Source organism: Nostoc sp. DSM 114159 (assembly GCF_053470285.1).
The window spans coordinates 3,379,784-3,403,529 of the sequence record NZ_JBPFEH010000001.1; the positions used below are offsets into that span (position 1 = coordinate 3,379,784).

At 40.5% G+C, this 23,746-nt stretch carries 18 protein-coding genes; 9 read left to right on the plus strand and 9 right to left on the minus strand.

Annotation, left to right across the window (positions count from 1 at the left end):
- Positions 1-71 precede the first annotated feature (71 nt).
- From ACR5KR_RS13885 to ACR5KR_RS13895, 3 genes are all read right to left on the minus strand, one after another.
- A complete protein-coding gene (locus tag ACR5KR_RS13885) occupies positions 72-464 on the minus strand; it encodes a hypothetical protein (RefSeq protein WP_448266924.1) in 393 nt (130 codons plus the stop codon).
- 227 nt (positions 465-691) lie between these two features.
- Positions 692-1,081: a Tudor-knot domain-containing protein gene (locus tag ACR5KR_RS13890; protein ID WP_448266925.1), complete on the minus strand. Its 390-nt coding sequence runs from the start codon at positions 1,079-1,081 to the stop codon at positions 692-694.
- A gap of 302 nt (positions 1,082-1,383) precedes the next feature.
- On the minus strand, positions 1,384-2,316 hold the full coding sequence (locus ACR5KR_RS13895) for a lysylphosphatidylglycerol synthase domain-containing protein (protein WP_448266926.1): 933 nt from the start codon (positions 2,314-2,316) through the stop codon (positions 1,384-1,386).
- A 142-nt stretch (positions 2,317-2,458) separates the two neighbouring features.
- On the opposite strand from ACR5KR_RS13895, the gene ACR5KR_RS13900 reads away from it, so the two are divergent.
- The 4 genes from ACR5KR_RS13900 to ACR5KR_RS13915 all read left to right on the plus strand — a co-directional run bounded on the left by ACR5KR_RS13900 (position 2,459) and on the right by ACR5KR_RS13915 (position 8,340).
- Positions 2,459-3,448: an alpha/beta hydrolase gene (locus tag ACR5KR_RS13900; protein WP_448266927.1), complete on the plus strand. Its 990-nt coding sequence runs from the start codon at positions 2,459-2,461 to the stop codon at positions 3,446-3,448.
- Between the two features lie 427 nt (positions 3,449-3,875).
- Positions 3,876-4,775, plus strand: coding sequence for an alpha/beta hydrolase (locus ACR5KR_RS13905; RefSeq protein WP_448266928.1), 900 nt, complete (start codon positions 3,876-3,878; stop codon positions 4,773-4,775).
- Between the two features lie 98 nt (positions 4,776-4,873).
- Complete coding sequence (locus ACR5KR_RS13910) at positions 4,874-6,544, plus strand: phosphatidylglycerol lysyltransferase domain-containing protein (protein WP_448266929.1); 1,671 nt, start codon at positions 4,874-4,876, stop codon at positions 6,542-6,544.
- A gap of 404 nt (positions 6,545-6,948) precedes the next feature.
- The gene (locus ACR5KR_RS13915; protein ID WP_448266930.1) at positions 6,949-8,340 is read left to right on the plus strand and encodes a hypothetical protein; all 1,392 of its coding nucleotides are present in this window, start codon (positions 6,949-6,951) and stop codon (positions 8,338-8,340) included.
- Positions 8,341-8,475: 135 nt separating this feature from the next.
- Here the strand turns inward: ACR5KR_RS13915 and ACR5KR_RS13920 are convergent, their stop codons facing one another.
- The 3 genes from ACR5KR_RS13920 to ACR5KR_RS13930 form a co-directional block, all read right to left on the minus strand.
- Complete coding sequence (locus tag ACR5KR_RS13920; RefSeq protein WP_448266931.1) at positions 8,476-10,101, minus strand: PAS domain-containing sensor histidine kinase; 1,626 nt, start codon at positions 10,099-10,101, stop codon at positions 8,476-8,478.
- Between the two features lie 137 nt (positions 10,102-10,238).
- The gene (locus ACR5KR_RS13925; RefSeq protein WP_448266932.1) at positions 10,239-10,772 is read right to left on the minus strand and encodes a hypothetical protein; all 534 of its coding nucleotides are present in this window, start codon (positions 10,770-10,772) and stop codon (positions 10,239-10,241) included.
- A 36-nt stretch (positions 10,773-10,808) separates the two neighbouring features.
- Positions 10,809-11,417 (minus strand): site-2 protease family protein, encoded by a 609-nt coding sequence (locus ACR5KR_RS13930; RefSeq protein ID WP_448266933.1) that lies wholly within the window; start codon positions 11,415-11,417, stop codon positions 10,809-10,811.
- Between the two features lie 523 nt (positions 11,418-11,940).
- On the opposite strand from ACR5KR_RS13930, the gene ACR5KR_RS13935 reads away from it, so the two are divergent.
- On the plus strand, positions 11,941-12,216 hold the full coding sequence (locus ACR5KR_RS13935; RefSeq protein ID WP_096536625.1) for a DUF485 domain-containing protein: 276 nt from the start codon (positions 11,941-11,943) through the stop codon (positions 12,214-12,216).
- Positions 12,217-12,474: 258 nt separating this feature from the next.
- Positions 12,475-14,043: a sodium:solute symporter family transporter gene (locus ACR5KR_RS13940; RefSeq protein ID WP_448266934.1), complete on the plus strand. Its 1,569-nt coding sequence runs from the start codon at positions 12,475-12,477 to the stop codon at positions 14,041-14,043.
- A 158-nt stretch (positions 14,044-14,201) separates the two neighbouring features.
- Here ACR5KR_RS13940 and ACR5KR_RS13945 read toward each other — a convergent pair whose 3' ends face one another.
- Together ACR5KR_RS13945 and ACR5KR_RS13950 are read right to left on the minus strand one after the other, a co-directional pair.
- Positions 14,202-15,044, minus strand: coding sequence for a tetratricopeptide repeat protein (locus ACR5KR_RS13945; RefSeq protein WP_448266935.1), 843 nt, complete (start codon positions 15,042-15,044; stop codon positions 14,202-14,204).
- 233 nt (positions 15,045-15,277) lie between these two features.
- Positions 15,278-16,198 carry a ribonuclease D gene (locus ACR5KR_RS13950; RefSeq protein ID WP_448266936.1) on the minus strand — a complete coding sequence of 307 codons (921 nt, stop codon included), beginning with the start codon at positions 16,196-16,198 and terminating at the stop codon, positions 15,278-15,280.
- 467 nt (positions 16,199-16,665) lie between these two features.
- Here ACR5KR_RS13950 and ACR5KR_RS13955 point away from each other — a divergent pair, with 467 nt between their 5' ends.
- Entirely contained in the window at positions 16,666-17,124 is a 459-nt protein-coding gene (locus ACR5KR_RS13955) for a BON domain-containing protein (RefSeq protein ID WP_448266937.1), read from the plus strand.
- Between the two features lie 375 nt (positions 17,125-17,499).
- Here ACR5KR_RS13955 and ACR5KR_RS13960 read toward each other — a convergent pair whose 3' ends face one another.
- Complete coding sequence (locus ACR5KR_RS13960; protein WP_448266938.1) at positions 17,500-18,321, minus strand: carbonic anhydrase; 822 nt, start codon at positions 18,319-18,321, stop codon at positions 17,500-17,502.
- Positions 18,322-18,819: 498 nt separating this feature from the next.
- Here ACR5KR_RS13960 and smc point away from each other — a divergent pair, with 498 nt between their 5' ends.
- Positions 18,820-22,467, plus strand: coding sequence for a chromosome segregation protein SMC (gene smc / locus ACR5KR_RS13965; protein ID WP_448266939.1), 3,648 nt, complete (start codon positions 18,820-18,822; stop codon positions 22,465-22,467).
- Between the two features lie 63 nt (positions 22,468-22,530).
- A complete protein-coding gene (locus ACR5KR_RS13970; protein WP_445631854.1) occupies positions 22,531-23,523 on the plus strand; it encodes a PRC-barrel domain-containing protein in 993 nt (330 codons plus the stop codon).
- The last annotated feature ends 223 nt before the right edge of the window (positions 23,524-23,746 follow it).

Below are 23,746 nucleotides of genomic sequence, written 5' to 3' on the forward strand. Positions count from 1 at the left end.
CTCAGGGGCAAATTTTGCGGTATTTCAGTAGAGGGATTTAACTTTACCCGTTCCCGTTCGGGCGACTGTAGTCAGAAGTTAAAGGTTTGGGTTCGGTTATCATTAGAAACGTTCCCAACATTGCCGCCATAATTTTTATCTACTGTGTTCGTAAAATTCTGGATAATAGAGGGTTGAGATTTAACAGCATCCGCCACTGCCTCTACAGCTTGAGCAATTTCAGGATCTTTCTTCGCCGCTTCCTCTACTTGCTGCCCAATGAGATAAGCTTGACCGTAATCTAAAGATTGTGTTTTAGCCTGTTCGATAAGCTTTGCCGTACTAGGTTCCTTGCGTTTCAGCAAAACTAACAACTTTTCGCCTTCGTTCCAAGCCTTTTCGCCGATGATTTCCCCAGTTTTTTCAAAGGCTTTGATAATTACCAAAGTTGCGATCGCACCTGCTGTCAGTGATACTGGCTCCATAAGTTTGCCAAAGTATACGAGATTTCACTTATGGCTCTTAGTTTAACAGCCTCTCACCAGTTGTACAAAATTCATTCTTAATTCTGACTCACTTCTCTACGAGAGGCTGCGCCAACGACTACGCTCAGTGACCACCTGACTCCTGAATTCTGTTTTGATAAAACAAATTAAGGGACGACTCCAACAGGTGAAATCGTCCCTTTAAACTTATAAAAGTGAAATATTCTTTATCTGCTTACCCTAGCAGGTTCAACCCACTCATCCCAAGAGCTATCATAGCCATCATAAGTAATTTTATAAAGATCGTTGCTAACTTCTAAAACCTGCCCTGGATACCATTTTCCTTTCCACAAAATTCTCACTGCATCTCCAGCTTGAAATGATGCCCGAAAGCGTGCAGTGCCAACCCATTCATCCCAGGAACTATCATAACCATCGTAGGTGATATAGCACTTCTCATCATTAACCTTAAGTACCGTTGCTGGATACCATCTTTCCTTCCAAAGAACCTCAGCCTTTTGTCCTACAGAACAGGGTGAAGCAGCAAAAGCACTGGGAATTAATGTTCCTACCCAAGTTGCCATGAAGATGGCGCCAAACAATACTTTATTTTTCATGATTATTTCTATCCTCAAACAGTAAAACCAAATTTTGATGGTGATTTCTGGAAATCTACTTCAAAATTTGCAACTAACTGTTACTATTTTTGTGGTATTTGTTTAGCGATCGCCTCAGCAAAAATTATGAATTTCTGCCGCCAAATGTGAAGATAACACCGCAGAATTCCGCATTTAAAAATAACGGTAGTTACTGATTTTACGAATTTGACATAAATACCCCTCACCCTAAATCCCTCTCCCAAGCTTGGGAGAAGGGGTTGGGAGATCGGGGCTTTTGATTCATACAAGAGTTCTATTTTTTAATTCCCCTTTCTAAATCTAAGCTCATAAATTCCGAGCAAACCTGCTGCTACTAGCAAAGGTAAGAAATAGTAGACTCCCCGATAAGCTAACATTGAACCCAAAACTGCCGCCGCCGAAACTTTTGAAGATAGAATCAGCAAAATTATAGTTTCAAATACTCCCAAACCACCGGGAACATTACTAACTACACCTGCAAACATCGCTAGTAAATAAATTCCCAAAAAGTCTAAATATGACAAAGATATATTGCTAGGAAGTAAAGCATAAAGAACTGCTGCCGCAAGAATCCAGTCAAAACTAGAAATTGCTATTTGAGCCAGGGATATTTTCAAAGAAGGAAATCGAAATTCATGTCCCCGAATTATTAATGGTTGTTTGATAAAAATACTTCCTAGTAAGTAAACTGCAACTAATAGCAGAAAAATTCCGCCGATGGGACGCACAGTAGCAAAAGGTAAATGTAATTGAGTGGGAATCTTCAGGGGGTTGATGATAAATAAGAAACCTGCAACGGCAAACATTCCCAACCAAAAAGTAAAATTGGCGAAAGCAATTACTTGAGCGATCGCCACTGCTGACACTCCCCAACTAGCATAAAATCGATAACGGATAGCACTGCCAGTTAGCAAGGCAAAACCGATAGTATTACTAAATGCAGAGCTAATAAAATTAGTGAAAGCTATCTTATTCCAACTTAAAGAACGATTAATGTAGTTAAAACCTAAGATATCGTATCCAATCATCACTAGATAACCCAAAGCTGTTAGCCAAATTGCCCAACTTACGCGATTTTTGGGAATAGCAGCTAGAGAGTTGAGAATATCACGATAATTATACTCACGTAATTCGTTAGCGATCGCCAACAGGGAAAGCACCAGCAGCAACAAGCCAAACAAAGAACTGAAATTCAGTTGCAGCTTTTTAAGCATAGTAAAGAAACTTATCCTAACCTTGACTTTTAATTTACAACCAGTCGTAAAGTTTCCATTCTGTTGACACAGCGTTGACATATCATTTGCATAAGATTTTGAAAACAAGCAACGACTACCTCATGCTCAATTTCCTTCAAAGATGAACTACAAACAACCTAAAACTCTCTTGCTATTTTCAGTATTCACTCTAGTTAGCTGTAATTTTTACCAAAGTGTCGTTGCAAAACCACCGCAACAGCAGGATTTACAAACAACGCCTTCCGTTGTTCCAATCCAGCGCAATACTAGCAACTCACAAACTCTCCTAACCTACAAAATTGAAACCTACGATAGTCAAGCAATGGGTGCAAGTCGCACTTATGGCGTTTCTTTACCTCCTGGCTATGAGCAAAACCCCAAACAAAGGTATCCTGTAATCTTTCTCCTCCACGGTGGACATGGTAATCCCAGTGATTGGTTTATTCAGAATAAGGGACAAGCTCTCAAGACTGTAGAACAACTTTATACTACAGGTAAGTTGCCACCCAGCATCATCATTACACCAGATGGCAACGACAAACGTGGCTCTAGTCCCTACCGAGATCCAGAATATTTCGATGGCCCTAATGGTAAAGTCTCTACAGCCGTAGGCGATGAGTTAGTAAAAGTTGTGCAAAGCCGTTATCGCACAATAAATAATCCAAATTTTTGGGCGATAGGTGGTTTATCTTCTGGTGGTTGGGGAGCAATAAATGTCGGATTACACAACCTGGATCGTTTCTCGATTTTATTTAGTCATAGTGGTTATTTTAATGATAAAAGTGGCCCAGCAAATAGCCCAATATTTTATATTAAAACCATTCCTATACAAGCTCAAAAAAGGTTAAAAATCTACCTGGATTCGGGTACATCAGATATTGATGAACTCAAGGAAGCAGAACAATTTAGTAAAATACTAAATCAACTGAAAATTTATAATTCATTTCGTCAGTTTCCTGGTAGTCACACTTGGCAGTACTGGCGGAAGCATTTAGCAGATTCATTAACATTTGTCGGCGAACAATTTCGAGCTTCAGAAACAGCAAATATGGCTGATAAAACTTTAAGTATTAATCATAAAAAAATGCTCAAAATAATTAACAATCCATAGTATAGCCGCAGTTACACAGGTTAGAACCTTTGGAAAGGTGAATGCTAGAGTTAGCAATAGTTTTACCTCCAGCAAGAACTGCTATACAATGTCTAAGCTAGTAGTCTGCCAACCCAAAAATGCGCTTGTGAGAAGGAAAGAGGGGAAAAGGTTAAAGGTTAAAGGGAAAGGGAAAATTCCATTTCTTTCCCCTTTCCCCCTTCCCCTTTCCCCCTTCCACCCTCCCCTTATCCCCTTCTTGGGACCCCACCTTCCCCTTTACCCCGCTTGCGTTCGCTTGGCGAACTACTAGTAGAAATAATATTATTTTGCCAACCAGTTAATACTTTAAAACCACAGTTAAAAAGTATACTGACATTTGTAAAATATTCATTATAGTAAGTTCTAATGGAGGTAATTTTTTTTAAGTTAAAAGAATATAAAGAATATGAAAATTTCTAAATTTTTAATTGCCTTAGTAGGAGCGATCGCACTCCTGGCTAGCGCTGGTTATTATTATGTATTCATCTTAGGTGCGCCACAACTAGACCCACCCCAAGAAGAGGCAAATACCGGGCTAAAGTTTCAATTAGCAACCTTCAACTCCCAAGCGATGGGTGCAGTCCGTAACTACGGCGTGATTTTGCCCCCTAGTTATAGCAAAAATCCCCAAAAGCGCTACCCTGTGATATTCTTACTACACGGGGGTCATGATGATGCTCGTGCTTATGCTGATAAATACGCACTTTTAGATGTATTGCATGAACTTTATCAAAGTAGAAAATTACCGCCATCGATTGTGATTACACCTGATGGTAATGATAATCGCGGTTCTAGTCCTTTATACGACCCCGATTACTTTGATGGACCGAATGGCAAAATGGGGACTTTGATTGGTTCAGAATTAGTACAAGTTGTCAAGTCGCGCTACCGCACTTTGGAAGAACCCCAATTTTGGGCGCTAGGAGGTCTATCTTCTGGAGGATGGGGTGCATTTAATATTGGATTACGCTATCTCAATAACTTTCAGATTTTGTTTAGCCATAGTGGTTACTTTACTGATGACAGCGGTTCACAAAATAGTCCTCAACAAATTGTGCAACAGCTACCAGTTAAAGATAGGAAGCGATTGCGTGTTTACCTAGATGCAGGTGTGAACGATCCTAATTTGTTAGCCTCTACCAAAGCCTTTAACGAAACCTTAAATAAATTAGGTATTGCTCACGTATTTTATGCATTTCCTGGCGGTCATGGTTTGTCTGGTGCTAATGTAGGCTGGAACTACTTCCACAAACACCTTAAAGATTCACTCTCCTATGTTGGAGAGCAGTTTAAACAGTCAGAGTAGAGACGCGATTAATCGCGTCTGTACAGGAGTTAAGAGTTAAGAGTTAAAAATTGAAAACTCCTAACTCCTAACTCCTCACTCCTAACTACTAACGAAAAATGACAAATAATTTAAAAACTCAGATTGGACTTTGGAGTGCAGCTTTTCTAACAGGTTTAGTCGGAGTAGTAAATTTATTATCAGCCGTGACACCTAACCTGTATGGACGGAATCAGTGGTTAAAGGAATTTTTACCATTTGAAATTCGTGCCAGCGGTCATATATTTGCAGCCTTGACTGGGTTTGTTTTATTAACACTTGCTACTAATTTATTACGCCGTAAAAAAATAGCCTGGTTACTTACCATTGGTTTACTAATAATTTCCATTTTCAGCCATTTGCTGAAAGGACTGGACTATGAAGAGAGTCTACTCTCTGGAGTTTTGCTGCTGCAATTAATCTTGATGCGGCATTATTTCACGGCGCAATCAGACCGTCCTTCGATTGCACGGGGAGTCAGAGTGCTGATAGGCGCTTTATTATTTACTCTGGCATACGGAACTATTGGATTTTACTTGTTAGACGGGAAATTTTCAGAGAATTTTAATTGGCGAGAAGCGATAGTTCAGACTTTGGCAATGTTCTTCACCGAGGATAATTGGGGACTGCAACCAAAAAGTAGATTTGGAGAATTTTTTGCTAATTCTATCTATATTATTGCCGCAGGTACTTTTACTTATGCAATAGTAATGCTGTTGCAACCTGTGTTTTGGCGCAATCTAGCAACTACAAATGAGCGACGAAGAGTTAAAGAAATTGTCGAGCAATATGGATGTTCTTCTTTAGCAGCGCTCACTCTCTTAAATGATAAAAGTTATTATTTCAGTCCTTCGGGTAATAGTATAATTGCTTATGTTCCCAAAGGACGGGGCGCGATCGCTTTGGGAGATCCCATCGGCCCCATTGAAGACCGCAAAGAGACAATTATTGCTTTCCAACAGTTTTGTCAGCGTAATGACTGGTATCCTGGCTTTTACCAAACTATGCCCGATGATATTGAGCTTTATAAATCGTTGGGGTTTAAGGTACTCAAGATTGGAGAGGAAGCGATCGTTGACTTAAAAAGTTTTACCTTACAAGGTAAAGCTGGTAAAAACTTTAGACCATCAATCAGTCGGTTAACTAAGCTAGGATACCAAATCGACTTTTACCAACCACCAATCGCTAATGATTTATTGCATCGGCTCAAATCTGTGAGTGATGAATGGCTAAAAATGGTACAAGGTTCAGAAAAACAATTTTCTTTGGGTTGGTTTGACGAAGCTTACCTGCGAGAGTGCGAGATTGCTGTGGTGCATAATCCTGAAGGTGAGATTAGCGCCTTTGCCAACATTATCCGAGAGTATCAACTTAACGAAGCGACTATTGACATGATGCGACATCGCTCATCTCTTGAAAATGGCACAATGGACTTTCTATTTATTTCCCTGCTCCAGCATTTTAAAGAGAATGGGTACGACAGCTTTAATTTCGGTCTTTCTGCACTTGCTGGAGTTGGAGACAACCCGGAATCGCGCCGCTTGGAGAAAGTATTGCACTATCTTTACGAGCATTTGAATCGTTTCTACAACTTCAAAGGACTGCACGCCTACAAAGACAAGTTCCGTCCCCGTTGGGAACCGCGTTACTTGGTTTATCCCAGTTTAGCCACCTTACCAGATGTAGTTGTAGCATTGATTCGCGCAGATTCAGGCGATCGCCTCTTCGATTATTTCAAACCCGGAGCCTAAATCTAGACTCAAAACAAAGCAATATCTACCAGCGGCTACGCCTACACAGCTTGTTCTTTGTATGATACAATTGTACTATAAGCTTAGGCAAGGCTGTTCTTCGCGTTGCCTAAATTCCTAGCGAATAGACTCAAAACTTACTTTGCGTTCCTCTGCGCTATACTCTGCGCGACGGCAGTCGCTACAACGGTGAGGCAGCCTGGTCTTGGGGGTTCCCCCCATGAGCGACTGCCGTGGGAACCCCCGCAACGCGCTGCCTCCCCTCTGCGTTTAAACTTAAACCCTCAATCTCCACGAACTTACCATGAAATTTCACACGGTAAGAACAGTTTATTTTGGAATATTAATAAACTTCAATAACCGTTGTTATCAAAGATTATTGACCTTATTCGCAAGGTGAGAATATGAGCGACAATAAAATTTCTCTAGTAGAATTAATCCAAATTTTTGCACAATATCGCAATAACATTATCATCAATATCAAGCACCTACAAGAATATTATCAAAGAACAGGTGTTAAGCGTATTAGAGGCATTAGAAACGAAAATGGAGAACTGTTACAACCTTGGTTGACAACAGAATATATAGATAATGCTGAGTACGTCGATCTGGGAGAGTTTAAGTTTAGCCGCAACACTGCTACTATCAATATGCTTGTCAAACGTAGAGTTAAACTTATAAAATTTGAAGATCAAACTCCTACTATTGAAGTAGCAGGATTGTTAGTAAATGACCTCAAAACATTTAATAATTATACAATTGTAAGTGACGGCAAAATGAATGTAAATTCATTACAAGTCAAAATTAGCAGTAAAAAAGTCTTTGATTTACTCAAACAAAAAGGTATATTGGACGCAGAAGAATTTGATTTCCGAGCAGAATATACGATTCAGTTAAATAATTTGCCACTTGTAGCTGCTAATAGTCGTTACAGCAATATTGATGGACTATTCAATGAACTGGCAGAAATTAAAGTACTGACTAGTATTATTTCTGCTCACTTAAAAAAGGAATCAGATGTATTTATCGAGGCGCAGTTAGATGAGTTTAAAAAGCACTATCTATCTAAGAATACTTACATCAACTTTCCTACAACCAATGAATACACTGATATCAGCGAAGCTTTAGCTAATGGTACTATTGACTCCAAATTGAGTTATAAAATCGATATCGGCAATCAAGATATTCTGAATTTGAGTAAATTACCTTCTGCTAACAAGTTTCTCAATAAAATGTATCGTCTTTATCACAAAGAAACTGGAGAAATTATCATGAATCCGAGTTTCGAGATGGCATTTAATCAGAATCTCGCTGTGAGGCACAGATTACTGTCATCACGTACCAAGATTACAAAAGCTGACGAATTGATGAAACCAATTTTTGATGATTTTCTTGGGCTTGAGCAAAATGGTATTGTTGGAGGTATTCTTCAGAAAGTTGGTGCTGATAGTTTAGCGCAGTTATTACGGGACAAACAAGCTGGTAAGCAAATCGGCAAAGAGGAAATGGTTTTAGTTTTAATAGTGGCAAATAAAAAGTTAGAAAAATATGCAGAAAATATCTACCAAGATAAAATATCTCCTTTGGTATTTTACATTGGTTGTACTGGACTCTTGCCAGATCAAATGAAAGCCAAAACTATGACTGCTGACGAAGCTGCTGCGAAATACCCAAACTTACAATTTTCTAAAAATGAGCAAGAAGGCAGTTTTTTTGCAGTTGGTGATAGTATTATCAGTATCTATACCAAAACAGAATATTACAGTAAAGTTCTTTCTGCCATTACAGATAATTAGATTATTTAGCAATTCTAATTTTTGCTGATTACACAGGAGTGGCACAAATAGTTGTGTTACTACAAATATGTATTATGAATTTAATTGATAACTACTGGAAAAGCCTCATAGAAAATCCCAAAAGATTAAAGGTTTTTAGCATTTTTGCACTTCTTTATTGTCAAGCAGTAAATGTCGAATAGGAATCTCAATTATAAATGTTGCTCCTTCTCCTAGAGATGAAATACATCGCAATTGACCCTGATGTTTTTCTGTGACAATTTGATAACTAATTGACATCCCTAAACCAGTTCCCTTACCTACTACTTTAGTTGTAAAGAAGGGATCGAATAGACGTTGTTGAATTTCTTGCGACATTCCCACTCCATTGTCAGCAATCTCAATAGCAACCCAATCTGAGTTGAGTAACTCAGTGCGAATAGTGATTTGTGGATTACAACTTGACTCTTGGTTATTGACATATAACTCTTCCAAAGCATCGATCGCGTTAGTAATAATATTCATAAACACCTGGTTAAGTTGACCAGCGTAACACTCTATTAGAGGAAGTTGAGCATACTCTTTAATAATTTGAATTTGGGAACTGTCAGGTTTGGCTTTGAGGCGGTTTTGCAGAATCATTAGCGTACTATCAATACCGCTATGAACATCCACTGCTTTCATTTCTGCTTCATCCAATCGTGAGAAGTTCCGCAACGACAGTACAATGTTGCGAATGCGATCGCTTCCCATTTGCATAGAATCTAGCAATTTTTGTAGGTCTTGAATGACAAAATCTAACTCGATTGCTTCTATTACTTCCTGAATCAATGGTGTTGGATGAGGATATTCTTTTTGGTAAAGTTGCAGTATTTTTAGCAATTGTTGGATGTATTCTTTAGCATGAGTGATATTGCCATTAATAAAGCTAATGGGATTATTAATTTCGTGAGCTACACCCGCGACTAATTGTCCCAAAGAAGACATTTTTTCTGTTTGAATTAGTTGTGCTTGGGTCTTTTGTAATTGTTTAAGGGTTTCTTGAAGTTGTTGATTTTTTTGAGTTAATTCCTGCTCCCTTTGTCGCAAAGCAGCCTCGGCTTTTTTGACAGCAGTGATATCTAAACCCATTTCCACAACCATCGGCTCACCATTTATATCCTTGAATGGATAATCGTAAATCTGATATACCCGGCCTGTTTTACTATCCACCCATTCCCAAAGTTGCGGAGCATTACTATCAAAAACACGAAAGGTAGGACATTCAGGACAAGGTTGTTTTAATCCGGCGATCGCTTCGTAACAATGTTTCCCTGTGGGGTCTCCAAATACCTCGCAAAAGCGTTGGTTATAAAATCCCACCCCATAATCCTTGGGTTGCAGATAGAGAAAAGCTGGTAACTGATTGAGTAGGTTATAAAGGCTTTCCCGTTCAGTTTGTAGCGCTTCTATTCGCCGCAGTTGTTGACTAATGTCTTTACCTACTGCATAAATGAGTCCTTTTTGAGAAGTTGATAAACTCCAACACAACCACCGATAACTACCATCTTTATGAAGATAACGGCTGTCCCATTGCAACTGTTGCTGTGGTTCCGTTGGCAAGTGACTGATTGTGATATCATCTGGATGCACTAATACCAGCCACGGATGCCCGATTAAGTTTTCCGCTTTCCATCCCAATACTTGTTCCCATGCTGGATTAACTTGTTGGTAAAAACCATCTTGTCCGATGATACAAAATAGATCAGATGAAAGGTTAAAAAAGTCTTCCAGATCAAACACAGTAATCTTGCCACTCAAGTTGTGTCTTTAAGGTAACTAAGCATATCCACTAACTTCAATGTTAAGATTACTGAAGTAATCACTATCCAATATTTTTCAGTATTCTTTTAAAAGACTGTAAATATAAGCACCATTTATTAGGGATTCCCTAAAATACAGGTAGAGCTTGGACTAATTACAGAAGAAATTGACCTTGTGGGTGAAGACATCAAAACAATAACACTACCTATAATCTGTAAAGACAATAACAAAATAATACTGTAGTAAATAATTTTTAAATCTTTATTAATGATTTGAAAATAGCGCTCTACAAAGGAAGAATAACCTGCAATTCCCACAGAACCAAAACTTCCAATGATTAATAATCTCATCAATAATTCAATGGAAGAGGTAAATGGCGATCGCTCCCGATCCAAACAGGTCATAAAATTACCTTTTTCAATTACAAAATTTCCTAACACAGAGTTAAATAGCTCTGGTTGCACAACCATTAATTGTGGACTTATTTCGTGAGGATATTTAACTAAATGATTATTTATAGAATACCATTTATTACTATATTGACCTATAGATAATGTACTCGCCATTGATTCTCCAGATGGTAGAAGTATAGCAGCAATACTCAAGGCAATACTAGTAGCAGCAACCACAAATTTTTGCTTGATTTCCATTTAAATTTTCCTTGCTTTTGCCTAAATATTTGCTGTTTACATCCCCAATCCTGACCGGATAAAAAAATCAGCAATCCTACCAAGTCCGATGCCAAAACCCGGAACTATAAATAGAACCATCATGGCAAAAAGTCCAAATTGAGTATATTTCAATGGTTTTAGCTGAGGAAAAATTTCACTGAAGACATGAAAGCCGTCGAGTGGTGGAATCGGCAAAAGATTAAACAAAAATAAGGTCAAATTTATCCGAGCTGCTAGGTAAAGAAATTCGGCACTGAATAGTCCTGAAAGACTCAAATTAGCGAGAATTTTAAGCATCATAATAAATAAAATACCTAAAGCCAGATTTGATATTGGCCCAGCAGCGGATACCAAAATATTGCCTAGCTTACCTGAGCGAAACTTGGATGGATTGACGGGCATTTGTCCCCAAGCTATACCCATGAGACAGAGAAAGATGAGAGATTCTTGACCCATATGAACTACAGGATTAAGCGTCAGATGACCAGTTTGTTCTGGAGTGTCATCTCCCTGACTCATCGCAGCCCAGCCGTGAGCAAGTTCATGCAAAGTGATGGAGAATATAACAATTACAACGATTCTGAAAAAATGAATCGGGTTTGTGATTAGTGTTTCGATAAACATACGTTACTAAATTTTGGTAATGCCCTATCTGCGTAATAACAAAATAATGGTATAAATTTTACTAAAACTGGTACTTAAATAGCTACTGTAATTTTTGGTATATTTTATAAATTAAAATTTACTACTTATATTAATCTCAGTTGATTTTATAGCTTAAAAAAAGTAGTTCATAACACTTTAAGGATTTTAAAACCTGGGAATAACTACGTATTTATTTTATTTTTTAGTATCTAAAAACTTAATTGGTTAGCTATAGACTTAATTGAATGTATAAAAAAATACTTGTATGCGCAAAATCACAAATCACAAATAGATGAGCTTTATTTGTGTCTAACTGCATCTATAGTTTTATGTTTCTTGACTCAAAACAGAGTCGCTATTGTCTTGTTATTTGGGTATATCATGCAAAGTTAATTTTATTACCTGATATAGCAATAGATTTACTAATAATCTTTAAGAAAATTACGCAGAAATCAGCTTCAATGAGACAATCTGACCTAATCTTCTCAACCTAAAGGAAGACATGAACGATCGCACAAAGGCTCTCCAGGCTCTCGCCGCTGAACGTTGGCGGGTATCCCTGATTCTCAGTGGAGCCATGATGTTTATTTACTTTGGCTTTATCCTATTAATCGCGTTCAATAAACCTCTGCTGGGGTCATTAGTAGTTCCTGGTCTCAGCTTGGGAATTTTACTAGGGGCGCTGGTAATTGTCTCAGCATGGGTATTAATTTTTATCTATGTGCGTTGGGCAAATAGTAGTTATGACGACCAAATTGCAAGGCTGACACGCAAATAAAAATGGGGTATGGGGCATGGGGCATTGGGCATGGGAGCAGGGGAGCAGGGGGACAAGGGGGACAAGGGGGACAAGGGAGACAAGGGGGAATTATTGAACAAATCTCTCCCAAGTCTTCCCCCTCTTCCTTGTCTACCTTGTCTCTTTTCCATGCCCAATGTCCAATGTCCAATGCCCCATACCCAATGCCCAATGCCCAATGCTCAATAGCTATTAGCAATTTCTAGTCCCAAATTCAAAATACTAAACCAAAAAAGCATGAATAGTGTGTGGTTCGATCTGCCACTAGCGGCGGATATTACCAGTCTTGGTAAGTTTAACCCATTGGCGATCGCTTTCTTTTTTCTGTTTGTTGTAAGTTCTTTAGGCATTACCTATTGGGCGGCAAAGCTCACCAAAAATACGGCACAGTTCTATACAGCTGGTGGTAAAATCAGCGGTTTCCAAAATGGGCTGGCCTTGGCTGGAGACTTTATGAGTGCAGCTAGCTTTTTAGGTATCGCTGGGCTGGTGGCACTCAATGGCTTTGACGGCTTAATTTATTCTATCGGCTTCCTGGTGGGCTGGCCGATTGTCATGTTCCTAATTGCCGAACCACTGCGTAACTTAGGTAAATACACTTTTGCCGATGTAGTGGCTTTTCGCTTGCAGCAAAAACCTGTACGTATTGCATCTGCAATTGGAACGCTAGTAGTAATTAGCTTTTACTTAATTGCCCAGATGGTAGGTGCTGGGGAATTAATCAAACTACTATTTGGCTTTGATTATGAATTAGCTGTGGTCATCGTCGGTTGTGTGATGATGGCTTATGTGATTTTTGGCGGGATGATTGCCACCACTTGGGTACAAATTATCAAAGCAGTTTTGTTGCTCGGCGGAACTGTTTTACTAGCTATCTTGGTACTGGCACGATTTGGTTTTAACCCGATCGCTCTTTTCGCTGCTGCATCCCAGAAGTATACAGGTGTATTAGCTCCGGGCAAACTGGTTTCCGATCCCTTTGATGCTATCTCCTTGGGGATGTCGTTGATGTTCGGCACTGCTGGATTACCCCACATTCTCATGCGTTTCTACACAGTACCCGACGCCAAAGCAGCGCGGCTCTCTGTTACTTATGCCACAGCTATTATTGGCCTCTTTTATCTCCTTACCTTCATTCTGGGCTTTGGAGCGATGGTGTTAGTAGGTCAAGATGCCATCAAGCAAATTGGTACTGGTGGTAATATGGCTGCACCAATGTTGGCAGAATTTCTCGGTGGCGATGCTTTCTTAGGTTTTATCGCGGCTGTTTCCTTTGCAACGATTTTGGCGGTTGTCGCTGGGTTGACACTTTCAGGTGCAGCTGCATTGTCTCATGATTTGTGGGTAAATGTGGTGCGCTCTGGCCATGCTGACGAGTCAGAACAGTTGAAGGTGGCTCGCGGTGCAACAATGCTTTTGGGGTTAGTGGCGATATTCTTGGGTATCTTGTTTAAAGGGCAAAATGTAGCTTATATGGTAGGTTTAGCATTTGCGATCGCTGCGAGTGCAAACTTCCCAGCATTGCTCTTATCCATGCTTTGGCGACGCTTCACAACCAATGGTGCGGTTGCAAGTATGTTAGTAGGAACTGTCTCCTCTTTAGTGCTGATTTATTTATCACCTACTATTCAAGTAACGATTCTCAAGCACGCTTCTGCACCCTTTCCCCTCAAAAATCCTGGATTAATCAGTATTCCACTGGCGTTTATTGTGGCGATTGTCGTTTCACTGTTGAGTACTGAACAACAAGCACAGGAAAAATTTGCGGAAGTTGAAGATCGCATTCACATTGGTTCTGGGATGTGATTTTGTCATTGGGCATTGGGCATTGGGCATTGGGCATTGGGCATTAGGTTTCCCCTGCCCCCTGCTCCCCTGCTCCCCTGCTCCCTGCTCCCTGCCCCCTGCTCCCTGCCCCCTGCTCCCTGCCCCCTGCTCCCTGCCCCCTGCCCCCTGCCCCCCTGCTACTGTCCAAGTTCTTTGATATTATTCATCACTTGTTGGTATAAGTCGTTGTTACCTTGACTTTGAAAAATACTTGCTGCTTGTTGTAAGTCCCTGAGTGCCCCCTGTTTGTCTCCATTGGTGGCGCGGGCATTTCCTCGGTTATTGTAGGCAGGGGCAAAGTTACGATTGAGGCTAATGGCTTGATTGTAATCTGCGATCGCACCCTGGAAATCTCCATTGGCAGCACGAGCATTTCCTCGATTATTATAGGCGATCGCATATTTGGGGTTGAGGAGAATCGCTTGATCGAGATCGTCTATTGCCCCTTTTTTATCTCCATTGGTGGCGCGGGCATTTCCCCGATTATTGTAGGCTTCGGCATAGTTGGGATTTAGGCGAATTGCTTCACTGTAATCTTTAACTGCTTCTCTGTTGTTTCCCAGTGAGGCGCGGGCATTCCCTAAGTTATTGTGGGCTTCGGCATCATTGGGGTTGATGCGGAGTGCTTGATTGTAATCTGCGATCGCTTTTTCCTTGTCTCCCAAATCAAAATAGGCTAATCCCCGCGCGTTGTAAGCAGCGCCATACTGAGAATTTTGACTAATTGCCTTACTATAAGAAGCGATCGCAGCTTGCAAGTCGCCGTTTAAATGCTGATTCTTTCCCTGAAGATAAAATTCCCCACCAATGGAAGTTGTCGCTGAACCACGGCTAGGTTGACTAACTCCTATTTCTGTTACTAATACATTGTCATTCTTACTACAAGAAATACTGCTAGTTGCTGTCAATGTAGTAAAAATAGCTATGGTAAATAAAGTATTTACCCTTGTTCGCTTTCGCCCAAATAAACGCCGTTTCATAAGTTAATATAAACTGCCATAATACCTGAATGGAATTAGTACCAAAATCTAGATTTTAATTCTTCAACTCAATAATTATTCTAACTTTTGATAGTCCTTTCAAGTTAATTGACAAATTTCCCTAATATTTTATAGATTTCTCAGATAAGGGAGGAGGAAAGAATTATTAAATTTCAATATTTATTCTTCACAATCACTCTATAAAATCTGACATTTGTATCAATATGAACAATTTACTCATCCTCTGTTTCACTCTCTAGAGTTTTAGAAGTTAGTCGCCAAGAGGTAGTTTTGTCAATATCTACAGATAGTTGTTCTAGATTTTCCCCTAAATCTTTTTGGAGTTTCTGAGTTAGCGTAATCGGAAAATCTAAATCAATACCTTGAGTTTGTGCTAGCTTTGCCAATTCTGTAAATGCAGCTTTGATTGTAGTTCGTTCATAACTAGTCAGTTTATAATCATAAGTTTCTGATATATTCTGAGCTTGCATAGCTTTTTTTATACGTTCTTGCAAATGCTCAAATTCTGAATTCAACAACTTCCACTGCTGCTCAACTTGCGAGTATCTAGCACTTAGCGAGCTTAAGTCTTCTGTTGCAGGTTCGGGGCTGGCTTGGGCTTGTAAGCCTAACAAGTTTAGGTGAATTTGAGCAAGATAAATGCAGTCTAGGTAAGCATACTCTATCTGTTCTTCAGTCAGAGGGCGTTTTGCCCAATCACTTTTTTGTTCTTGTTTATCGATATTATTAAAGCTACAAAGTGCTGTAGCTATTGTTTGGAGTTGGTAGTTGGGTAATGGCAAAAGATAATAAGGTATTTTTTTAGCCATTTCCAAAGTGCAAGTAATATTTTTGGCTTTCTTGCTACCGAGAAATTTTAGATCGTAACTCGCGTTGTGAAAAACTTTTTCAATGGCAGAATTTATCATAATTTTTTCAATAAATTCAGCTATAATATTAGGCTGGTCTAATACATCTAAAAGATAGACGCGATCGCCACTCATATCTTGAGGATTATCTAATACCTGAATCAGCGATAATCGGGGATTACGACTTTTATAGTCAGCGACTTCTGTATCTATCCACAATGTTTTAGCGTTTGTATATTCAGCGACAATGGCACGAATTTCGCTAGCCGAAGTAAGGTAGGGCATTGACTAATATTTCCTGATATTTAAGGCATTGTAAGTAAGCCATAGTTTTATAAAGTAACATTTTGCTGGTAAGAATGCTTATACAGGATTGCAAAAAGGCTGAAGTTTGAAATTCGTCATAGACATCGCCAAATTAATTCAAATCTGATAACATCGAGTCACTACTGTGGAGTGGCATAGTCTACCATCAAAAGAGCTACTGTGCATCTACATTAAATTCATCGAGAGCCACAGACTGTGTGTAAAGCCATCCTGGTTAGCAGCCGTCAGAAAAATTGAATTGAGATTTCTCAAAACCGGGTGCAAAATCTTAGCTTCAAGAAATTGCCCAAATTTCAATTTTCAGTAACCTGAGCTATTGCTGAAGCACTTTTGCGACTTCACTTTTAATTGTTTTTTTAAATTTGCTCCTCACCATGACACACATCTCAATTAATCGCTTCAAGTACTCAATTCGGAGATAAATAATGAAAAAACTAATTCTATTATTAGTTAGTAGCATTTTGGTAGTTGGTACTTTTGGCTGCCAAGAGGCTCCTAAAACTAGTTCAGAAACTCCTAGCACAACTAATGAAGCCGCTCAAGCACCAGCAAAACCAGCTTCACAGACAAATCAAACTGTCAAAGTTCCAGAAACACAAACTACTCCTTTAGCAGCTAGTACAGATACTAAAGTTAAAACTGATGCTGAAAAAACAGCAGCAACAAAAGCTAAGAGCGATTTAAAAACTGAAGTTAGCGCCAAGTTAAATAAAGGCTTACCAGGCAACAAGTTACAAGTTGAAAACAAACAGGGTGAAATTGTTCTTAAAGGTACAGCCAGTTCTGTTGAAGAACTTAAGAAAGCTGAAACTTTGGCTAAAGAAGTTCAAGGTGTGAAGACGGTGAAGGTAGAAGCAAAAGTTGATGCTGTAAAAAAGCCATAAAAGAATAATTGAAGCTTTCAGTTAGCATCGACATGGAAACCAAATAGAGACTTATACAGACGTAAGTCTCTATTTTTGACTTACTTAAATAAAAGTCAGGAATAGGTAGTTAATACCCATCGATCTCGTTCCCAGTCTCAGACTGGGAATGCCCTTCATTGAGGCTCCGCCTCCCAACTCGCGGCACCGCCAAGAGTAACATTTTCAGCCTCTGGCTGAAAACGAGATTTTAAAAGGGTTTTGGCTTAAGTTTACACCACTGAGCATTGCTTGTGCCCCTACCGCGTAGTTTATTTACCTGAAAATAGCTGTAAGGTACAAAAACCTCACCCTCAACCCTCTAATAGAATGTTTGAAATTCTATATTTTTATCTTTCAACTTCCATTATTTGAACCTCGATAAATTCGCTCCATCTGCTCTGGAGAAAGTCGTCTCATTGGAAACCATTCAAATGGAGAAACAGACTGTTTCTCATAAGGTTGAACATCATCCTGCTGGTTTTGAGGGGAACGCACTGCTACATTGGTATTTGGAACTCGATCCTTGAACGACTCATCTATTTCTGATTCTGGAACCAAAGCTTGAGGCAAAACATAAGCGTGCTTTTGGGGATCGTATGCGAAAACTTCTCCTGTTTCAATGTGATAAATCCAAGCATAAATGCTGAGTTCCCCCTGATAAAGCTTAGAGTGAATCACTGGATATGTCCGCAAATTCTCAATTTGAGTAAGAACATTTTCGGCAATCATAATCTCTAGCAGTTCTTCTCCGTCGTAGTGGCTATAGTGGTCTATAACTAGCCTTCGAGTTGCTTCTGCATATTTCAGCCAATCATGTACAAGTGGCATTTCATCGCTGAGATTGTGTAACTTCATTAATCCTTTCATTGCACCGCAATGAGAATGACCACAAATAATAATTTGGCGAACATCTAAAGCTTGAACAGCATATTCAATTGTCGCACCTTCACCGCCATTACTTGCCCCATAGGGTGGAATGATGTTGCCTGCATTGCGAATGACAAATAATTCACCAACTTGAGCTTGTGTAATTAGATTTGGATCGAGACGAGAATCAGAACAGGTAATAAATAATACTCTGGGCTTTTGACCATGCGAAAGTTGTTCAAATAATTTTTGATGTACCGAAAAATAGCTAGATTTAAATTCGCGCAGACCTTTAATTAATTTCTTCATTACTAAGTTCTACAAATATTTGCGGGTTAAGAACTAAATCACAGACAGTAGATTGGGGTAGTAAAGAGGACTTTCTTTCTACGTTTTTCCAATTGTAAAGATTACTATATTATAAATTCATTTGGTGCTTTTAATACCCTCTACCATTTGGTTGAGTTACTTTTTTTCCTTACTCCTTCCTGTTCCTGAGCAGGTCACATTACGGTGTGAGAATGCCTTGAGCCGATTTCAAACTAGTTATATCTTGAAATAAATTTTTGAATTACAAGTAATTAGTCAGACATGATATTATCTGCTCTGGGAAAATTTTGATGTTCAGTTTGCGACATCAAAATTTTTGTCGTACACTGAGCGATCGCCTGTGGTAAGGCTTTTGGGTGAAGCTTGCAGGCTCATCGCAGTGCGTCTACAATAATCCCCAATCCTCCCTCCTACCCTCTTGCGAATTCTTAATTAGTTGATACACTTGTTCTTCATTAGCCCAGCGAACCAGCGCCTATGGTGCACATCAAGCGCGTGGAACTTACGAACTTCAAATCCTTCGGTGGCACTACTTCTGTCCCTTTGCTACCGGGGTGTACTGTCATATCTGGGCCAAATGGTTCGGGTAAGTCTAATATCTTAGATGCACTGCTCTTTTGCCTGGGACTCTCTAGTTCTAAGGGAATGCGAGCCGATCGCTTACCGGATTTGGTAAATAACACTCAAACGGCTAAAGGACGTGCCTCGATTGAGGCTAGCGTCACCGTAACGTTTGATTTGTCGGATGAAATTTCACACAAAGACGCAAAGGCGGAAAGGGAGGAAGTAGAAGAGGCAGGGGAGGCAGGGGAGGCGGAGGAAGTAGAGGAAGAACCAAAATCCAAAATCCAAAATCCAAAATCGGCAGAGTGGAGTGTTACTAGAAGGCTACGAGTCACTCACCAAGGGACTTACACATCGAATTATTATATCAATGGTGTACCTTGCACGTTAACAGAGTTGCATGGGGAACTAAGTAATCTACGGGTTTATCCTGAAGGGTACAATGTAGTACTGCAAGGGGATGTCACCAGTATTATCTCGATGAATGGGCGGGAACGGCGGGAAATTATTGATGAATTAGCTGGGGTGGCAGCGTTCGATCGCAAAATTGTCCAAGCCAAATCAACTTTAGATGAGGTGAAGGAAAAGGAAGATAGCTGTCGGATTATTGAAACGGAATTAACTGCACAGCGCGATCGCCTTTCCCAAGATCGGGCGAAAGCTGAGAAATATCAAAAACTCCGCACAGAATTTCTCGCTAAACAATCTTGGGAAGCTGTTTTATCATGGCGTTCCTTGCAAACACAACAAGAAAAGTTAGTTCGCGAAATTCAAACAGGCGATCGCAATTTTACCGAACTCACTACCCAACTCACCAACCTAAATTCCGAAATCGTTCAAAAAACGGCTGAACTCGAACAACTCAATGCCCACGTCAAAGCATTGGGAGAAGAGGAACTTTTGGCAGTACAATCTACCCTCGCCACCCAAGAAGCAGAACGTAAACAACTCCAGCGTCAGCTAACCGAATTACAAACAGCTTCCCAAGAAACTGCCAAACGTCTAGCTCAAACTCAGCAAGAAATTCAAAAACACCGTCGTTCCCTAGAAGAAATTGCCGAAACACAAATTGTAGAGACGCGATTCATCGCGTCTTCCCAGCACCAAAGAAATGAAGCCCACCAAGCCTTAGAAACCTCCCGCGAAGCCGCCGCAGAAATCGCCTCGGCTTCAGAAGCTTGGGTGCAGCAACAAACAGCATTCAACCGTCAAATTGAAGCTTTGCTGCACACTCTAGAACCGCAACGCACCGAACAAGCACAACTCAGAGAACGCAATAATCAGTTACAGCAGCTTATCCAAGAGCAAACCCAGTTAATTGAACGCGACGAACCCCTACTAGCTCAAAAACAAACTGAATGTAATCAAATTGAAACAGAATTTAACGCCTCTAGCGAACCCATCCAAAATTTAGCCCAAAATCTCTCAGCCACAGAACAAGAACTGCAAATCCAACAGGAAACCCAAAAACGGTTACTTTCTGAACAACGAGAAAAACAACGTCAGTTGGATAAAATCGAGGCGCAAGCGCAAGCACAGCAAGAAGTCCAAGGAACCCAAGCTAGTAAAGTCATTTTACAATCAGGAATGCCTGGTGTTTGCGGTTTAGTTGTGCAGTTGGGACTGGTGGAACCCCGCCATCAGCTAGCCTTGGAAATGGCTGCTGGTGGACGCTTGGGACATATTGTGGTAGAAGATGACAGCATCGCCGCAGCCGGGATTGAACTGCTCAAACAGAAACGTGCAGGGAGAGCGACTTTTTTACCACTAAATAAAATTCACGTTCCCAAATTTACCCAAGATGCAACGCTGCGTTTTGCTAGCGGTTTTGTGAACTATGCTGTGAACTTAGTTGATTGCGATCGCCGTTACAAAGATGTATTTAGCTATGTTTTCGGTAACACGGTAGTATTTGCCAACCTAGAGACGGCGCGGAAAAATTTAGGATTGTATCGCATCGTCACCTTAGACGGGGAACTTCTGGAAACTAGTGGCGCAATGACTGGTGGTAGTAATACCCAGCGTTCAGCGTTACGTTTTGGTACGGGTGAAGCGGCGGAATCTGATGAAGCGATCGCTTTAAAAAGTCGCTTGGTGGATATTGAGCGAATTTTAGAGCGTTGTACTGAAGCGATCGCTACTTTGTCAGCTAGAGCCAAAAAACTCACCCAAGAATTAACAGAAGCGCGTCAAGCACGGCGAGAACAGCAGTTGCAATTGGAACAGTTGCAAAAAGATATTAAGAATTTGACAGCGCAATTAGAAGGGACGCGATCGCAACTCGCCCAAAACAGCGAAAAATTAGCCGCTGCTCAATCCCGATTAGAAATTTTAGAGCGGGAATTACCTGGGCAAGAAAATGAGTTGCAACAATTGCGACACGCATTAGCAGAGTTAGAAGCATCCCAAACCCCCAGCGAATGGCAACAAATCCAGGCGACAATTAAAATTCAAGAGCAACAATTGCAACAACGCGAAACAGCATTACGGGAAGCAGAACAAAGATTAAAAAATTTAGAGAATCAGCAACAACGTTTACAAGAAAAAATCCAAGAAGCAGAAACGCGAATCACCGAATACGAAACCCAACAAACCTCTTGTAAAGACGCAATTCATCGCGTCTTTTCACAAACCACAACGATAGACGAGCAAATCACCCAAACCCGTTTATCGTTGAGTCAAATGGAACAGAATTTAGGCGAAGAGAAACAAAAACGCGACGCTACAGAACAAGAAGTGCGATCGCATCTTTTGCGCCAACAACAATTGGAATGGGAAATCCAAAAACTCCAAGAAACCCAAGAGAAGCGGCGAGAAGAATTAATTGCACTGCAAACTCAATTGCAAGATGTAGGAGCAGAATTACCAAATCCTTTGCCAGAAGTTCCAGATAAAGTAGATTTAGAAGAATTGCAGAAAGAATTGCGATCGCTTACCAAACGCTTACAGGCAATGGAACCTGTAAATATGCTGGCGTTGGAAGAATACGAACGCACTCAAAACCGTCTCCAGGAACTCACGCAAAAATTAGAAACACTAGAAGGAGAACGCACCGAACTACTTTTACGAATTGAAAACTTTACCACATTGCGGCAACTTGCCTTTAAAGAAGCTTTCGATGCTGTGAATGAAAACTTTCAATCAATTTTTGCCATTCTTTCAGATGGTGACGGCTTCTTGCAACTCGAAAATCCCGAAGATCCCTTTAATAGTGGGCTAAATTTAGTCGCACATCCCAAAGGTAAACCCGTACAGCGCCTAGCTTCCATGTCTGGGGGAGAAAAATCACTCACCGCCTTGAGCTTTATTTTTGCCCTGCAACGCTACCGCCCATCGCCCTTTTATGCCTTTGACGAAGTAGATATGTTCCTAGATGGAGCAAACGTAGAGCGATTAGCTAAAATGATTAAACAACAGTCACAACAAGCGCAATTTATAGTTGTGAGTTTGCGTCGTCCGATGATAGAATCAGCCGAACGCACAATTGGCGTTACTCAAGCACGAGGAGCTTACACTCAAGTTTTGGGGATTAAATTACAATCATCCAATACATCTGCTTGAGTTTTTGTTAATAATAGTGTATAGATAAACCAAACCGGATTCGAGATCAGGACTCGGTATAGAATGACCTCTGAACAGATAATTAGGCGTTCCGACATATTAAATACCCAGGTGATTACCCGCGACAACGGCAAGCGGCTAGGCATCATCAGTCAAGTCTGGGTTGATATCGATCAACGAGAGGTTGTGGCTCTTGGTTTGCGAGACAGCCTGATCTCTATTTCGGGCATACCGCGCTATATGTACCTCAACAACATCAGCCAGATTGGTGATGTCATCCTGGTTGATAACGAAGATGTTATTGAAGATATCGATGTTGAATCCTTCAGTAATCTGATTAACTGGGAAGTAATTACAGAAACAGGTGAAGTCTTAGGCAAAGTTCGCGGTTTTAAGTTCAACGGCGAAAGTGGGAAGCTTGAATCTATAGTCATTGCTTCTTTAGGATTGCCCCAAATTCCCGATCAATTTGTGAGTACTTACGAGTTCTCAGTGGATGAAATTGTCAGCACTGGCCCCAATCGGTTGATTGTGTTTGAGGGAGCCGAAGAACGAGTGAATCAATTAACAGTTGGTTTACTAGAGCGCTTGGGTATCGGCAAAGCACCTTGGGAGCGAGATATAGAAGAAGAATACGGCTATACTCCACCACGTACAATTGCACCACCCAATCAACTGCCTAGTGGAGTGCCATTGCAGCCACCCAGGCAAAAAGTTCGCGCTCCCGAACCCGTAGCGCAAGAAGAATGGAATGAAGACTATGTGGAAGAAGAAAGGCCACAGCGTCAGGTAATGAAAGCGCGGCAGTATGAATCTATTCAATACGAAGAAGACGAGGAAGAAGATAACTGGAGCGAGGCAACGGGCAGCGACAGGTATCAACAACCGCAGCCGCTAAAGTATGAAGCCCAGCCCTATAGCAAGCCATACGTTGACGAATACGATGATTATGACGACGTAGACGGCGATGCTTGGGAAGATGCACCGAAGCCTGTGAATATTCCTAAAAAAGTCAAGGAAAGACAGCCAGAATACGAAGAAGAAGGCGGATATTAAGTAGTTCGTAATTCGTAATACTTCGGCTCCCAACTCTTGGAGAGGCTGCGCCCGAAGCGTAGCTATGCCGCAGGCTTTACGGCTTCTCTCAGAGCAAGACGCTCAGTACAAGTTCGTAATTCGTAATTAAACCGGAAAATTACGAAGTATTTTAAGATTAATTCAGCCTTTTCCTTACTTACAAGGAGAGGGCTAATTTTTTAGAACACAGTAGAGAGCGTTA